Source organism: Streptomyces sp. NPDC053076 (assembly GCF_044546845.1).
GTDB lineage: Bacteria > Actinomycetota > Actinomycetes > Streptomycetales > Streptomycetaceae > Streptomyces.
In genome coordinates, this window is record NZ_JBITZL010000001.1 from 787,674 (window position 1) to 802,639 (window position 14,966).

The 14,966-nt window shown below is 73.1% G+C and carries 15 protein-coding genes; 6 read left to right on the forward strand and 9 right to left on the reverse strand.

From position 1 onward, the window contains the following. Window positions 1-88: 88 nt before the first annotated feature. Window positions 89-934, forward strand: coding sequence for a methyltransferase domain-containing protein (locus ACIGYR_RS03130; RefSeq protein ID WP_399602384.1), 846 nt, complete (start codon window positions 89-91; stop codon window positions 932-934). 256 nt (window positions 935-1,190) lie between these two features. On the opposite strand, the gene ACIGYR_RS03135 is transcribed toward ACIGYR_RS03130, so the two are convergent. From ACIGYR_RS03135 to ACIGYR_RS03145, 3 genes are read right to left on the reverse strand one after another with little or no spacing between them, the layout of a single operon-like run. Beyond that, window positions 1,191-1,718, reverse strand: coding sequence for an NUDIX hydrolase family protein (locus ACIGYR_RS03135; protein ID WP_391848316.1), 528 nt, complete (start codon window positions 1,716-1,718; stop codon window positions 1,191-1,193). 16 nt (window positions 1,719-1,734) lie between these two features. Further along, a complete protein-coding gene (locus tag ACIGYR_RS03140; RefSeq protein WP_399602387.1) occupies window positions 1,735-2,910 on the reverse strand; it encodes an amidohydrolase family protein in 1,176 nt (391 codons plus the stop codon). A 2-nt stretch (window positions 2,911-2,912) separates the two neighbouring features. Beyond that, window positions 2,913-4,316, reverse strand: a complete 1,404-nt coding sequence (locus ACIGYR_RS03145; protein ID WP_399602391.1) for a glutamine synthetase family protein — start codon at window positions 4,314-4,316, stop codon at window positions 2,913-2,915. Window positions 4,317-4,700: 384 nt separating this feature from the next. Here ACIGYR_RS03145 and ACIGYR_RS03150 point away from each other — a divergent pair, with 384 nt between their 5' ends. Beyond that, window positions 4,701-5,555, forward strand: a complete 855-nt coding sequence (locus ACIGYR_RS03150; protein ID WP_399602394.1) for a Cof-type HAD-IIB family hydrolase — start codon at window positions 4,701-4,703, stop codon at window positions 5,553-5,555. Window positions 5,556-5,801: 246 nt separating this feature from the next. Here the strand turns inward: ACIGYR_RS03150 and ACIGYR_RS03155 are convergent, their stop codons facing one another. The 5 genes from ACIGYR_RS03155 to ACIGYR_RS03175 form a co-directional block, all read right to left on the reverse strand. After that, window positions 5,802-6,599 carry an SAM-dependent methyltransferase gene (locus ACIGYR_RS03155; RefSeq protein WP_399602397.1) on the reverse strand — a complete coding sequence of 266 codons (798 nt, stop codon included), beginning with the start codon at window positions 6,597-6,599 and terminating at the stop codon, window positions 5,802-5,804. A 67-nt stretch (window positions 6,600-6,666) separates the two neighbouring features. Continuing rightward, window positions 6,667-7,314, reverse strand: a complete 648-nt coding sequence (locus ACIGYR_RS03160) for an endonuclease (RefSeq protein ID WP_399602399.1) — start codon at window positions 7,312-7,314, stop codon at window positions 6,667-6,669. A gap of 4 nt (window positions 7,315-7,318) precedes the next feature. Then, window positions 7,319-7,663 (reverse strand): DUF3140 domain-containing protein, encoded by a 345-nt coding sequence (locus ACIGYR_RS03165; protein ID WP_399602401.1) that lies wholly within the window; start codon window positions 7,661-7,663, stop codon window positions 7,319-7,321. 30 nt (window positions 7,664-7,693) lie between these two features. Then, the gene (locus ACIGYR_RS03170) at window positions 7,694-8,185 is read right to left on the reverse strand and encodes a Dps family protein (RefSeq protein WP_399603207.1); all 492 of its coding nucleotides are present in this window, start codon (window positions 8,183-8,185) and stop codon (window positions 7,694-7,696) included. Between the two features lie 85 nt (window positions 8,186-8,270). Beyond that, on the reverse strand, window positions 8,271-9,080 hold the full coding sequence (locus tag ACIGYR_RS03175) for a lysophospholipase (RefSeq protein WP_399602404.1): 810 nt from the start codon (window positions 9,078-9,080) through the stop codon (window positions 8,271-8,273). Window positions 9,081-9,227: 147 nt separating this feature from the next. On the opposite strand from ACIGYR_RS03175, the gene ACIGYR_RS03180 reads away from it, so the two are divergent. The 3 genes from ACIGYR_RS03180 to ACIGYR_RS03190 all read left to right on the forward strand — a co-directional run bounded on the left by ACIGYR_RS03180 (window position 9,228) and on the right by ACIGYR_RS03190 (window position 13,080). Then, window positions 9,228-10,415, forward strand: coding sequence for a thiolase family protein (locus ACIGYR_RS03180; RefSeq protein ID WP_391848303.1), 1,188 nt, complete (start codon window positions 9,228-9,230; stop codon window positions 10,413-10,415). A 74-nt stretch (window positions 10,416-10,489) separates the two neighbouring features. Next, the gene (locus tag ACIGYR_RS03185; protein WP_399602407.1) at window positions 10,490-12,004 is read left to right on the forward strand and encodes a long-chain fatty acid--CoA ligase; all 1,515 of its coding nucleotides are present in this window, start codon (window positions 10,490-10,492) and stop codon (window positions 12,002-12,004) included. Window positions 12,005-12,153: 149 nt separating this feature from the next. Then, on the forward strand, window positions 12,154-13,080 hold the full coding sequence (locus ACIGYR_RS03190) for a sulfite exporter TauE/SafE family protein (RefSeq protein WP_399602409.1): 927 nt from the start codon (window positions 12,154-12,156) through the stop codon (window positions 13,078-13,080). A 13-nt stretch (window positions 13,081-13,093) separates the two neighbouring features. Here the strand turns inward: ACIGYR_RS03190 and ACIGYR_RS03195 are convergent, their stop codons facing one another. Beyond that, on the reverse strand, window positions 13,094-13,873 hold the full coding sequence (locus tag ACIGYR_RS03195; protein ID WP_399603211.1) for an HAD-IIA family hydrolase: 780 nt from the start codon (window positions 13,871-13,873) through the stop codon (window positions 13,094-13,096). A gap of 69 nt (window positions 13,874-13,942) precedes the next feature. Here ACIGYR_RS03195 and ACIGYR_RS03200 point away from each other — a divergent pair, with 69 nt between their 5' ends. Further along, window positions 13,943-14,689, forward strand: coding sequence for a cobalt-precorrin-6A reductase (locus tag ACIGYR_RS03200; RefSeq protein WP_399602412.1), 747 nt, complete (start codon window positions 13,943-13,945; stop codon window positions 14,687-14,689). The last annotated feature ends 277 nt before the right edge of the window (window positions 14,690-14,966 follow it).

Consider the following 14,966-nt stretch of genomic DNA (forward strand, 5'->3'; position numbering starts at 1 on the left):
ACCCGGAAGGGCGCGCACACGTCCTTCGAGCCGTGCAGGCTCCCTTCCGGGCCCGTGGACTGCGGATATCAACAATCAGGAGAAGCAAGTGACGTCTTCGAACCTCACCCCCGTCGGTGAGCAGGTCGGCCAGTTCTACGACCAGCTGATGGGTGCGTTCGACGCCTCGCTGTACGGTCCCAACATCCACGTGGGCTTCTGGAACGACCAGGAGGACACCACCGGGCTGGAGGACGCCGCCGACCGGCTCACGGACATGATGATCGAGCGCCTCCAGGTCGGCCCCGGCGACCGGGTGCTGGACATCGGCTGTGGCCTCGGCGGGCCGGCGATCCGGCTCGCGCAGAAGACAGGTGCCGAGGTCGTGGGCATCAGCGTCAGCCGCAAGCAGGTGGACAGGGCCAACGAGCTGGCCGAGGCGGCCGGTATGAGCGGCAAGGTCAGCTTCCAGCACGGCGACGCGATGAACCTGCCGTTCGACGACGCCTCGTTCAGCGCCGTGTGGATGCTGGAGTCCGTCATGCAGATGCCCGACCGTACGGCCGCGCTCACCGAGGCGGCCCGGGTGCTGCGGCCGGGCGGCCGGCTCGCGCTCACGGACAACTACGAGCGGGAGACCATCTCGGAGGAACGGCGCCCGGTGATCGAGGGCATTCTCAAGCGGTACCTCACCCAGTCGCCGGCGTCCTTCGAGGCGTACCCGGTGATGCTGCGCGAGGCGGGCCTGCGCTGTGCGGAGCTCATCGACGTCAGCGAGAACACCACGCGGCAGTCGGTGAAGCGGCTCGGCGAGGCGCTCGCCAAGAACATGGAGCAGTTGGCCGCCAAGGTCGACCCCGAGGTCTTCGCCAAGCTGAAGCCCGCCGAGGGGGAGAACCTGGAGATGCCCGAGGTGGGCTACCTGATCGTGACGGCACGGCGGCCCGCCGCGTAACCGCTCAAGGGCACAGACCGGACAACAGTCGTGAGGGGCGCACCGCCGAGGCGGAGCGCCCCTCACGGGCCTTACCGGGCCTGACCGGCGCGACCGGGCCTGACCGGCGCGACCGGGCCTGACCGGCGGGAGCGGGCTTCACCGGCGCGACCGGGCCGGACAGGCGTGCCTGAGCCGGACGGCGTGTTCCAGCAGGCGTGCGTACGCATCACACACCCTCCCTGGCGCCGTCCCCGCGGAAGGAACGCGGGGACGGTCAGTGCACGACACCCACGTGCGCCAAGGCCTGCTTCAGCAGCGCCCCGTGCCCACCGGGCATCTCGCCCTGCACGGCCGGGGAGGCCGCCTCCTGGGGGCTGAACCAGACGAGGTCCAGCGCGTCCTGGCGGGGCCGGCAGTCACCGGTCACCGGCACGATGTAGGCCAGGGACACCGCGTGCTGGCGCGGGTCGTGGTACGGAGTGATGCCCGCCGTCGGGAAGTACTCCGCGACCGCGAACGGCTGGAGGGAGGCGGGGACCCGGGGCAGCGCGACGGGACCCAGGTCCTTCTCCAGGTGGCGCAGCAGCGCGTCGCGGACGCGCTCGTGGTGCAGGACGCGGCCGGAGACCAGGGTCCGGCTGACCGTCCCGTCCGGGCCGATGCGCAGCAGCACTCCGATGCTGGTGACTTCACCGCTGTCGTCCACCCGAACGGGCACGGCCTCGACGTACAGGATCGGCATCCGGGCCCTGGCCATCTCCAGTTCGTCCGAGGTCAGCCAGCCGGGCGTGGTTTCGGTCATGTCAGACATTGCTTGATCATACTTTCCGGGTGGGGCGCCCGCTGGAATCGCGGGCCGGGTCGGATACGGGCGGCCCGTACAGTCGGCGGGCGTTGTCGCGGCCCGTCCAGGCCGCGATCCGCAGGGCGTCGGCCAGACTCAACTCGTCGGCGTCCACGCGGTGTTGCAGGAGATCGGCGAGCCCCTGCCGGAAGCACAGGGCGCCCAGGTGGTGGAACTCGGCCACACCGTAGGCATCGGAGCTGTACAGCAGTTTGCGGAACGGGGTGATCTCCAGGGCCTCCTCCAGCACCGCCCGGCAGCGGGCCGGACCGGTGTAGTGCAGGGCGAGACCGACGTCCAGGTACACCTGCTCGAACACCGTGGCCAGGTAGGCGGCCTGGCGGTGGTACGGCCAGCAGTGCAGCAGCAGCACCGGGATCGTGCCGGCGGTCCGGTGCAGCCAGCCGGTGAGCAGTGCGGGGTCGGCCCGGTGCAGCGTCACGTCCGCGTCGCCGAAGCCGGTGTGCAGTTGCAGCGGCAGGCCCAGGTCGACGGCGGTCCACAGCAGGTGCCGCACCAGCGCCGGCTCGGTCAGCCGTCCGCCGCGCTCCAGCCAGTTCCGGGCCGCCTCCGTCACCTCGGCGTGCGCGGGACGCTCCGGATCCAGCGCGAAGCCCGTGCGGTAGGCCGCGATCGACTTCACCGCCACCACGCCCGGCCGGCGTACGGCCTCCTCGGCGGCGGCGTGCAGGACTGCCGGGTACTCGCCCGGCTCCACGCCCCGCGCGGCCACCGCCTCCGCCACCTGCTCCAGCCGTACGACCTCGCAGGCGGCGGCGCCGGCGGCCGCCGCCAGCTCGGCGGGGGTGGTGAGCGGATGCGGGGCGAAGCCGGTGTCCACGCAGAACGTCTCGGCTCCCGCCGCCTCCAGGAAGCGGCGGTTGACCTCCCGCCAGCCGAGTGCCGAGCGCCGCGCCAGGTAGTCGGCGGGCGGGGCGTGGCGGGGGAGGTCCAGCAGGGGCGCGCAGTGCCGGCGCACGGCCACGCCGACGGGGCTGTCGAAGGGCGACACGCCGGGCCAGGCCGCGCCCTCGGTGATCAGGGACTCGAACTCACCGGCGCCCAGGTCGGCCGTCACCGCGCCGTGGCAGTGATGGTCCACCAGCGGCAGCGCGGCGAGGGCCTCGTGGACCGGTCCGGGTGCGGTCATGGTCAGTACGCCCAGCGGTAGGCCGCCACCACCTGGACGGGGCCGAGCCCCTCGACGGCCGCCGCCTCGCCGAGCCGTACGGCGGTCACCGCGTCCGCGAGGACCGGTCCCAGCGCGGCCCGCAGCACCCGGTCCGCGCGGAACTCCTCGACGGCCCGCGGCAGTGACCGCGGCAGCCGCCGGACGCCCAGGGCCGCCGCCTCGTCCGGGCCGTACCGGACCGGGTCGCCGGTGATCTCGTCGGGCAGGGTGCGAGCCGACGTGATGCCGTCGAGTCCGGCGGCGATCACGCAGCCCAGGGCCAGATACGGGTTGGCGGCCAGGTCGACGGGTTTGACCTCCATGTTGGCGTCCCTGTCCTGGCGTCCCGACGTGCCGGTGACGATCCGCACGGCGGCCTCACGGGTCTCCCTTCCCCAGGCGGTGAACACCCCGGCCCACTGGGATGGCTGGAGCCGCAGGTAGCTGGCCGGGCTGGGCGCGGTCACCGCCGTCAGCCCCGGCAGGTGGGCGAGGACCCCGGCCACGAACGACTCCGCCTCGGCCGTCATGCCGTACCGGCCCTCGCCGCCGGAGTGCAGGTTCACGCCGTCGCGCCAGCAGGACAGGTGCAGGTGGCCGCCGTTGCCGACCCCCTCGGGGAGGTAGGCGGGCGCGAAGGAGACCCGCAGCCCGTGCCGCTGGGCCACCGCCCGGATGGTCTGCCGCACCAGCACGCTGCGGTCGGCCGCCGCCACCGGGTCCAGCGCGCCCACCGAGACCTCGAACTGCCCCGGCGCGTACTCGGGATGGATCTGGTCGACGTCCACGCCCTGGGCCGCGAAAGCGGCCAGCAGATCGGCGGTGTAGTCGCTCAGCTCGACCTGCCGGGCCGCGCCGTACGCCGGCCCGGAGGCCGCCGGGACGAACTCCCCGGCGGGCGCCGAGCCGAGCCCGACGGCCCACTCGATCTCGACCGCCGCCTTGAAGTCGATGCCGTGCCGGGCGGCCGCGTCCGCCACGGTCCGGCGCAGGAAGGTCCGGGCGCAGCCGGGGTGCCGTTCGCCCTCCTGCGTGATCCGGTCCACCGGCGCCCACGCCCAGCCGGGCTGGCCGGCCAGCGGGACGAGGTGGTCGAGGTCCGGGTAGAGCCTGAGGTCGCCGTCGGGGGAGCCGAGGACGTCGGTGGTGACGACGGAGTCGTCGGCGAGGAAGGTGTCGAACACCGGTGACATGCCGACCCCCCAGGCCACCGCCGCCTCCAGCCGTGCCGTCGGGATCGTCTTGACCCGGCCGATGCCCGCCGTGTCCACGTAGGCCAGGACGATGCCGTGCACGCCCTGGGAGGCCAGGTCGGCGGTGAGCGCGGCGACCCGCCTCAGGTCGCCGGGGCGTCCGCCGGGCTCGGGGTCGGCAAGAGTGGTCATGCGTCCTCCTCGACGGGCTCGGCCCCGGCCGGAGCCAGGAGACGGGTCGTGGTCAGGGTTTCACGGCCACCGCGCCGTACCGCGCCGCCACGCACCCGTCCGGTTCGGCGTGCCACCGTGAGCAGGGCACCGGCGCGGGCCCGGCCGGCCGCGGACCGTCGGGGGACGCGCTGCCATCGGCGCGGCTGCGGGCGGTGACGGGCGAGGCGGGGCCGGTGTTCCACGTATCCGCCCTTCCGACGTGCGGCTCTCCGCCGTCATTGTGCCGCCCGTTGATCGGCCTGTCCCGGGAACTGCGGAGGGTGACGGCCGGGCCACCCTCCGGCGGGCCCCGCCGCATGAGGAACACTGGACCGGTACCGCCGTCCCCGACCGGAAGCAGTCATGCCCGCCACGCCCGCCTCCCTCCTCGACACACCCTGCCCGCCCGCCGGCTCCGCCGACATCCGGCTGATCGTCACCGACATGGACGGCACCCTGCTGGACGACGCCAAGCGGATACCCGACGGCCTGTGGCCGATGCTCGCGAAACTGCGCCGCCGCGGGGTGCTGTTCAGCCCGGCGAGCGGCCGCCAGTACGCCACACTGGCCCGGCAGTTCGCCGAGGTCGCCGAGGGCATGGTGTTCATCGCGGAGAACGGCACGTACGTCGTCCGTGACGGCGTGGAGCTGAGCTCCGACCCGCTGGACCGGACCGTCGCCGGGGACCTCGCCCGGACGGTACGGCGGCTGGTCGCGGGCGGTGCCGACGTGGGCGCCGTGGTCTGCGGCAAGAGGTCGGCGTACGTCGAGCGGACCGACGAGGCGTTCCTGGCGGAGGTGCGCAAGTACTACGTCGAGCACCGGGTCGTCGAGGACGTGACCGCCGTCGAGGACGACGTGATCAAGGTGGCGCTGTTCGACTTCGGCTCCGCCGAGCACACCACCGCCCCGGCCCTGGAGGCGTTCACGGCCACCCATCGGGTCGTCGTCTCCGGCGAGCACTGGGTCGACGTCATGAACCGCACCGCCGATAAGGGTGCCGCCCTGCGCGGCCTCCAGCGCGAACTGGGCATCACGCCCGCGCAGACCATGGTGTTCGGCGACTACCTCAACGACCTGGAGATGCTCGACGCGGCCGAGTGGTCGTTCGCCATGTCCAACGCCCACCCGGAGGTGCTCCGCCGGGCCCGTCACATCGCCCCGTCCAACAACGACAACGGCGTGTTGCGGACCGTCGCTCGGATCCTGGGCGTGTGAGCGACCCCCGGGACGTGACCGACGGGCCGCGCACGGCGCCGACCGGACGGACCATGCCGCGGGACGCGGACACACTGAGGGGGATCGTGCCCAGTGGGAGGCCGTTCCGGGACGGACACCCCCCTCAGCATCGTGGCCCTCGCCCGGATCGTGCCGGACTTCGTCGTCGCGCTGCCCGGAAGGCGGTGGAGGGGTGACCGCCGGCCGGCCGCGCGGGGCGCGGCGACGGCGTCCCGGGCCGGCTGGTCAGGGCTTGCGCGCCACCCCGCCGTACAGCGAGATGGGGCCGTCGGCGGGCGCCTCGTCGGGGCGCCAGTCCGCCACCGGGACGATGCCCGGCTCCAGCAGATCCAGGCCCCGGAAGAACGTGCTCACTTCCGCGTGCGAGCGGGCCACCAGGGTCACCCCGCCCGCCGCGTAGGCGGCGATGCCCCGCCGCACGTTCTCCGGCTCGAAGTCGGCGGTCATGGTCGACAGCACCAGGGCGCTGCCCGGCGCCAGCGCCTCGACCAGCGTGCTGACCAGGCCGTGGGCCCCGTCCTCGTCGGCGACGAAGTGCAGCAGGGCGATGAGGGAGAGGGCCACCGGGCGGTCGAGGTCCAGCACGCGGGCGGCCTGTTCGAGGATGGCGTGCGGATCGCGGGCGTCGGCCTGCACGTACTCCGTCACGCCCTCGGGGGTGCCGCGCAGCAGCGCGCTCGCGTGGGCCAGCACGATGGGGTCGTTGTCGACGTAGACCACGCGGGCGTCCGGGACCACGGACTGGGCGATCTGGTGCAGGTTCGGCTCGGTCGGTATGCCGGTGCCGATGTCCAGGAACTGACGGATCCCCGTCTCGGCCGCCAGCGCCCGGGTGGCCCGGCGCATGAACGCCCGGTTGGCGCGGGCGGCTTTCGGAGCGCCCCCGTCGATCGCCGCGATCTGCCGGCCCAGTTGCTCGTCGACCGGATAGTTGTCCTTGCCGCCGAGGAACCAGTCGTACACCCGGGCCGGATGCGGCCGGCTGGTGTCGATGTCCTGGATGTCCGGCCCGGTCCCCGCCACCTGCTGCTCCCCGCGAAGTTCGGTCCCGGTGGTAGCTCCGGGACGTACGGGGAGCAGTCTGACACGATCACGCGGCGCGGCGCAGACAGTCTTCGGCCACCTGTTTGTCGAGTGCCGCCCGCACCAACGCGGCGGCCAGTGCGGCCGGTTGGGTGTTCCCGGCCAGCGCGGCCAGCTTTTCCGGGTCCTGCGGCAGGCCGAGCCGCCCGGCGCCGGCCAGCGCCTTGGCGTCGAGGTAGGGCGCGACGTCAGGCCACACCCGTTGTGCCTCGCGCAGGAAGATGTCGGCGCCGGCCGGCCCGATGCCCGGCTCTTCCTGGAGCAGGCGGCTGAGTTCGCCGACGTCGCCCTCCGCCTCCCGGTGCAGCCGGCGCAGGTCACCGCCCCAGCGCTCGGTGAGCAGCTGGGCGCCGTCGCCGAGCTGGGTGGCGGTCCGTTCGTCGTAACGGCGGTAGCCGCCCCGGCCGAGCGCGTCCACTCGCAGCTGCCAGTCGGCCTCCGCCATCCGGCGGGGGCTGTCCAGGCGGTCCTCGTGCAGGGCCTTCGCGGCGGCCACCGCGACCGATGCCCGGATCCGGGCGCTGAGCAGCAAGGACAGCACCAGGAGCCGGTACAGCGGCTGCGGGGTGTCCGTCAGGCGGATGCCCGCCTCCTCGGCGTACGTCCGCCCGTACTCGGACACCAGCTCGTGCACGACCCGTTCGTCGCGGTTCATGGCCTCAGGGCTTGAGCGGGTCGTGGCCCAGAGTCATCAGCCGGTGCCGGCGGCGGGTGTCCTCCGGCGTGCTCTCGGGCTCGGGCTCGTTCTCCATGTCGACCAGGTCACCGACCGTGTCGACGACCTGGTACATGACCCGGACGTCGGCGTCGGTGAGGTCGGTACGGCGCTTGCGCAGGATCGCGAGGACGTGCTGTCCGGTGGGCGTGCCCGCCTGTTCCGGCAGCGGTTCCGTCTCCTCGTCGGCGTCCCGGACCTTCAGCCATGCCTCGAGTTCCGCGGAGGTCATGTTCACCACGCGGTGGAAGTCCTGCCACAGCGCGTCGAGTTCCAGGGCGTCGGCCATGGGTGTCCCCTTCCGTGCTGGGTGGGCGTGCTAGCTGGCGGCGTCGTCGCGCGGATGGTTCTCGGCCTCGAACATCCAGCGCTGCTTCTCCAGGTCGGCCGTGATGGTGATCAGCAGGTCCTGGGTGACCGGGTCGGCCTTCTCGGTCGCGTCGATGCGCTCGCGCAGCCGGCCGATGGCCGCCCCCAGGGTCGACACCATCAGTTCCACCACCTCGGTGTCGCGCAGCCAGCCGTCCTTGGTGCCGGGCAGCGCGAGGGTCGCGGCGATGGTCTCCGGACGGCCGTCGGGCGGCACACCCAGCGCGGAGGCGCGCTCGGCCACCGTGTCGGAGTGGCCGCGCGCCGTGGCGACCACCTCGTCCAGCTGGAGATGGATCGACCGGAACCGCGGGCCCACGATGTTCCAGTGCGCCTGCTTGCCGATCAGCGACAGCCCGAGCAGGTCGACCAGGGTCTCCTGAAGGGCGGTCCCGGTGACGCCGAGCGCCTTCTCGGGCAGCGTGCTCTTGACCACGGTCATGATGCGCAGGTCCCCTTTCGTACAGATGTCTGCGGTCATGTCCGAAAGGGCGGGTGCCCCTGGTACCCGGGAGCAAACCGGCTGATCAGCGAGGCAGTACCGCATCCAGGAAACGGATGACCTCCGCGTGGGCCACCGCCCTGTCCGTCTCGTGGAACACCTCGTGCCGCGCCCCCGGGAGGATCCGCTCGGTCAGTCGGCCGCCGCTCAGCCGCTCCACCCCGATCCGGCTCCCGGGCAGCGGCACCAGCCGGTCGTCGTCGCCGTGCAGCCACAGCAACGGCAGCCGGCCCACGTCGCCGCCTTCCGCGACGGTCTCGAGGGTCCGGACGAACGCCTGGAGCGTCGGCCGCTTCATGGGCCCGTGCCAGACCAGCGGATCGGCGACGTACGCGGCGCCCACGGCGGGGTCCCGGGAGAGCGCGCCCGGGCTGATCGGGGTGTCCGGGATCTCCTCCAGGGCCAGCAGCCGTCCCGGCAGTTCCCAGGCGCCGATCACCGGACCGGACAGGATCAGCGCGCTCAGCTCGGGGCCGTACCGCTGGGCGTAGCGGGCCGCGATCAGGCCGCCCATGGAGTGGCCGATCAGGACCAGCGGCAGGCCGGGATGCGTGGCCCGGGCCAGATCCGCCGCCGCGTGCACGTCCGTGACCACGTCCTCGAAGTCCTCGATCACGACCCGCTCGCCGGCCGACCGGCCGTGGCCGACGTGGTCGGGCCCGTACACGGCGGCCCCGTGCCGGTTGAGCAGGGCGGCCAGCTCCTGGTACCGGCCGGCGTGCTCGCCGTACCCGTGCACCAGGAGCGCCAGCCGGCGGGGCGACGGGTGCGGCCACTCGTGTACCGCGAGGGCTCCGCGCGTGCCGTCGAGGACGTGCTCGCGGACGTGGTGCATGTCTCCTCCAACTGCCTCGGGAAGGTCCTGGAGGATCTTCCCAGTGGGCCGGTGCGAGGTCTATAGTCCAAAACTAGCAGTGCTAATTAAGAGGTGCTGTCCCGGTACCGTGCTGATCCACAGCGTCGTAGGTCAGGAGTCCCAGCCGTGCGTCCCGTCCATTTCGCGACCGCCCGCCGCACCCCCATCGGGAAGCTGCGCGGATCCCTGTCGGCCGTCCGCCCCGACGATCTGGCCGCGACCGTGATCCGCCACCTGGTGGCCGACGTCCCCGCGCTCGACCCGGCCCGGATCGACGACGTCTACTGGGGTGCCGCCAACCAGGCCGGTGAGGACAACCGCAACGTCGCCCGCATGGCCGCCCTGCTCGCCGGGCTGCCCGACTCCGTACCCGGCGCCACCGTCAACCGGCTGTGCGCCTCCGGCCTCGAAGCGGTCACCGCCGCCGCCCGGACCATCGCCGCGGGCGAGGCCGACATCGTGATCGCCGGCGGTTCCGAGTCGATGAGCCGTGCGCCCTTCGTCCTGCCCCGCCCCGACGAGGCCCTCCCGCAGCGCATCGAGACCTACGACACCCGGCTCGGCTGGCGGCTGGTCAATCCCGCGATGAAGGAGCTGCACGGGCTGCTCGCCATGGGCGAGACCGCCGAGGAGGTCGCCGAGCGGTACGACGTCTCCCGCGAGCGGCAGGACGAGTTCGCGCTGCGCAGCCACCAACTGGCCGCCGCCGCACGCAAGAACGGCCACTTCGACGATGAACTGCTGCCCGTGACCCGCCCGGACGGCAGCACGGTCGAGCAGGACGAGTGCGTCCGCGAGGACACCTCACTGGAGAAGCTCTCCAGGCTGAAGCCGGTCTTCCGCCCGGGCGGCACGGTCACCGCGGGCAACGCCTCGCCCATGAACGACGGCGCCGCCGGCCTGCTCCTGGTCAGCGAAGAGGCCCTGAACGAGCTGGGCCTGGAGTCCCTCGGCCGGTACGTCGCGGGCGCCTCCGCCGGCGTCCATCCCGATGTGATGGGGCTCGGCCCGGTCCCCGCCACCCGCAAGGCGCTGGCCCGGGCCGGCTGGGAGACGGGCGACCTGCGGGAGGCCGAGTTCAACGAGGCGTTCGCCGCGCAGGCGCTCGCGTGCGTCGACCAGCTCGGCATCGACCCGGACCTGGTCAACCCCACCGGCGGCGCCATCGCCCTCGGTCACCCCCTCGGCTGCTCGGGCGCCCGCATCCTCACCACCCTGCTGCACCGGATGCGGCGCACGGGCGCGGAGCGCGGGCTCGCGACCATGTGCGTGGGGGTGGGCCAGGGGACGGCGGTGCTGGTCGAGCGCCATTGAGGCTTCTTCGACGGGGGCTCCCCACGAGGGGATCAGGTACCACGAGCCGCAGCAAGGAAACGGAGCAGCACTCCATGGCAACCCTGTCCGTCGCCGCCATCCTCGCCGAGAACGCCCGGCGCCGCCCCGGCAAGACCGCCCTCGTCGAAGGCGACCTGCGGCTCACCTTCGCCGAGGTGTGGCAGCGCGCGCTGGCCCGGGCGGGCGCGCTCACCGCCCTCGGCGTACGGCCCGGAGACCGGATCGCCCTCATGGCCCCCAACACGGCCGAGTTCCCCCTCGCCTACTTCGCGATCACCGCGGCGGGCGGAGTGGTCGTCCCCGTGCACCTGCTGCTGTCGGCCGGCGAGGTCGAGCACGTGCTCAAGGACAGCGGAGCGGTCCTGCTGCTCGTCCACCCGGCGCAGGCGGAGACCGGACGGGCCGCCGCCGACGCGCTGGGCGTCCCCGCCGTCACCCTGGGCGAGGAGTTCGGCACCCTCGCGGCGGACGCCGTGCCCCCGTCCTCGTACGTCACCCGGGCCGCCGACGACCCGGCGGTGATCTTCTACACCAGCGGTACGACCGGCGTCCCCAAGGGCGCCGTCCTCAGCCACTTCAACCTGGTGATGAACGCCACCGTCAACGCCTTCGACGCCAACGACATCCGCGCCGACGACGTCGCCCTCGGCGCGCTGCCGCTGTTCCACGCCTTCGGCCAGACGGTGTCGCTCCACTCCACCTGGCGGGCCGGCGCCACGCTCGTGCTGCTGCCCCGCTTCGACGCGGCCCGCGCCATCGAACTCATGGTGCGGGAGGGCGTGAACACCTTCCACGGCGTGCCGACCATGTTCGTCGCCCTCGCCGCGGCGGCCGCCGACGCCGGCCGGCTCCCCGCGTTGCGCGTGTGCATCTCCGGCGGGGCCTCGCTCCCGGTCGCCGTACTGGAGCGGTTCGAGGCCGCGTTCGGGGCGAAGATCTACGAGGGGTACGGGCTGTCGGAGACCTCGCCGACCGCGGCCGTCAACCAGCCGGTCTTCGGCACGAAGGCCGGCACGATCGGCCACCCGCTGTGGGGCATCGACGTGGAGATCGCCCGCGCCGAACTGGAGGGCCGGATCGAGCTGCTGCCACCCGGCGAGCTGGGCGAGGTCGTCGTCCGGGGCCACAACGTCTTCTCCGGCTACCTCGGCCGCCCCGAGGCCACCGCCGAGGCCCTGGTGGACGGCTGGTTCCGCACCGGCGACCTCGGCACCAAGGACGACGAGGGGTTCCTGCGGATCGTCGACCGCAAGAAGGACGTCATCATCCGCGGCGGCTACAACGTCTACCCGCGGGAGGTCGAGGAGATCCTGATGCGCCACCCCGCGATCGCCCAGGTCGCCGTCATCGGCCTGCCCGACGAGCTGCACGGCGAGGAGGTGTGCGCCGTCGTGGTCCCGGCGCCGGGCAGCGCCCCTGACGCCGCCGCCATCACCGAGTGGTCCAAGGAACACCTCGGCCGGCACAAGTACCCCCGGCGCGTGGAGTTCACCGACGCGATGCCGCTGGGCCCCAGCATGAAGGTGCTGAAGCGGGAACTCCGGGCGCGGTACGCGGACCGGTCGTAACGGCCGGTGGGAATCACCTGGCGAGGGCGGGGATGGCCCGGCGAGGGCCGGGATCACCCGTCGAGGACGGGATCGCCTGGCGAGGGCGGAGATCACTGGGCGAGACGGTCCTTACCCCGGGGCTTGTCCGACATAACATCGGTTCCCGCATGAACACGATGACACTCTGGCACCTGTCCGACTGGGAGTTCGCCGCGCTCGCCTTCGCGGCCCTGCTCGTGGGCTTCTCCAAGACCGCGGTCAGCGGGGCCAACACGGTCAGCCTCGCGATCTTCGCGGCGGTGCTGCCCGCCCGCGCCTCCACCGGCGTCCTGCTGCCCGTCCTGATCGCCGGCGACGTGCTCGCCGTCCTCACCTACCGGCGGCACGCGCACTGGCCCACGTTGTGGCGGCTGTTCCCGGCGGTGGCGGTGGGCGTGGTGGCCGGCACCCTGTTCCTGATGTGGGCCGACGACGGGATCGTCCGCACCTCGATCGGCGCGATCCTGCTGCTGATGGCCGGGGTGACGGTGTGGCGCCGACGGACGACCGAGGCCCGCGAGGCATCCGCCTCTGAGGCGGGCGAGGCGTCTGAGGCATCAAGGGCCTGTGAGGCATCCGGGGCCTGTGAGGCGTCCGGTGAGGCTTCCGGGGCCGGTGAGGTCGCTGAGACGACCGAGGTCCGCGAGGCGTCCAAGGCGTCCGAGGCCCGCGAGACGCCGGACGCGGTGACGACCCGGCCGGGCCGGATGAAGGCCCGCTCGTACGGCGTGCTCGGCGGGTTCACGACGATGGTCGCCAACGCGGGCGGGCCGGTGATGTCCCTGTATCTGCTGTCCGCGGGCTTCCGGAAACTCGGCTTCCTCGGCACCTCCGCGTTCTTCTTCCTCATCGTGAACGTCTCGAAGGTGCCGTTCAGCGTCGGCCTGGGCCTGATCGACGGACACTCGCTGCTCCTTGACGCCGCGCTCGCGGTGTTCGTCGTGCCCGGTGCGTTGTTCGGCAAGTGGGCTGTGAACAGGATCAACCAACGACTCTTCGAGCAACTCGTCATCGCCGCCACGATCGTGGGCGGCGTACAGCTGCTCCTGCGTTAGCGGGATGCGGCTGCTATCGCGTCAGCCCCAGCAGTGCCGGGACGTCCGCGAAGGATTCCACGACGTGGTCCGGGGTGCCGCTGGCGTCCTCGTGGGTCTGCGGCTGGTACTTGCCCGTCTTCACCAGCACCCCCGTGACCCCGGCCCGCTGCGCCGCCAGCACGTCGGACTCGATGTCGTCGCCGACCATCAGCGCGTGCTCCGCGCCCACTCCCAGCCGGGCCAGCGCGGCCTCGAAGAACGCCCGGGACGGTTTGCCCGTGACTTCGGCCTCCACCCGCGCGGCCCGCTCCAGCCCCACGAGGAAGGCTCCGGAGTCCAGTTGCAGCCCCTCGCCGGTCCGCCAGTACAGGTTGCGGTGCATGGCGACCAGCCGCGCACCCCGCTGCAGCTCACCGAAGACCCGGTTGAGCGCCGCGTAGTCGAATTCGGGCCCGGCCCCGCCGACCACGACCACGTCGGCACCCTCCTCGACCAGGGTGAGGTCGCCCAGATCCGCCGCGACGTCCCCGCTGTTGAGCAGCGCGCAGCGGGCACCCGGGAAGCGCTCGGCGAGATGGGCGGCGGTGACGACGGGCGCGGTCAGCACGTCCTGCGGGCCCACCTCGAAACCGGCCCCGGACAGCGTCTCGGCGATCGACGCCCGGGTCCGGGAGGTCGTGTTGGTCACCAGGGCCACGCCCAGCCCGGCCGCACGGAGGGCGCGCAGCGCCGCCACCGCACCGGGCAGCGGCTTCCAGGGCACGGTGAGGACCCCGTCGATGTCGATCAGGACGGCACGCACGGACGCCATGGACTGCATGGCCCGACCGTAGCGACCCGGACACCGGACCGGCCCGCACGACCTCGTACCCTCACCCCTATGCCCGCGCACGTACTGATCCTCGGCGGTACCACCGAGGCCCGCCGCCTCGCCGCCGACCTCGCCGCCCGGCCCGGGATCCGGGTCACCACCTCCCTGGCCGGCCGGGTCGCGCGGCCGGGAGCGGTCGCGGGCGAGGTACGGATCGGCGGCTTCGGCGGCGCCCAGGGCCTGGCCGACTGGCTGCGCACGCACCACGTGGACGCCCTGGTCGACGCCACCCACCCCTTCGCCGAGGACATCACGGCCAACGCGGTCCTCGCGGCGGCGGCCGGCGGAGTGCCGACGGTGGTGCTGCGCCGCCCCGGCTGGCAGCCGGGCCCCGGCGACCGCTGGTACGACGTCCCCTCCCTGGCCGCGGCGGCCGAGGCACTGCCCGGCCTCGGCCGCCGCGTGTTCCTCAGCACCGGACGTCTGGGCCTCGCCGCGTTCGCCCACCTGGCGGACCTGCACTTCGTCGTACGGTCGGTCGACCCGCCCGAGCCGCCCATGCCGCCGCAGACCGAACTGGTCCTCGCGCGCGGTCCGTTCACGGTCGCCGACGAGACGCAGCTGCTGCGCGCCCACCGCGTCGGCGTGCTGGTGACCAAGGACAGCGGAGGCGAGGCCACGGCCGCGAAACTGACCGCCGCGCGGAATCTCCACCTGCCCGTCGTCGTCGTACGCCGCCCTCCGCTGCCGCCGGACGCGGCGGCGGTGCCAGACGTAGCGGGCGTACTGCGATGGCTGGGCCTCAGCCCGGCGTAGCAGCCGTACCGCGATGGCCGGCCTCGGCCCGGTGCAGCGGGCGTACCGCGATGACTGGGCCCCTCAGCCCCGTGTAGCAGGCGTACCGCGTTGGCTGACCCTCAGCCCGGCGCGCGGACCGACTCCCGGAGCCGGTCGACGGTGCGCAGCACCTCGTCCCGGTTCTTCGCGCTCTTGACCCAGGCCGGCGCGGACATAGCAGCAGACCGCAGCCGTCCCCGGCTTCCCGCGCAGCGGCCCGTCGGACTTCCAACGAGGGGTGTTCGGTGCAGCGGGC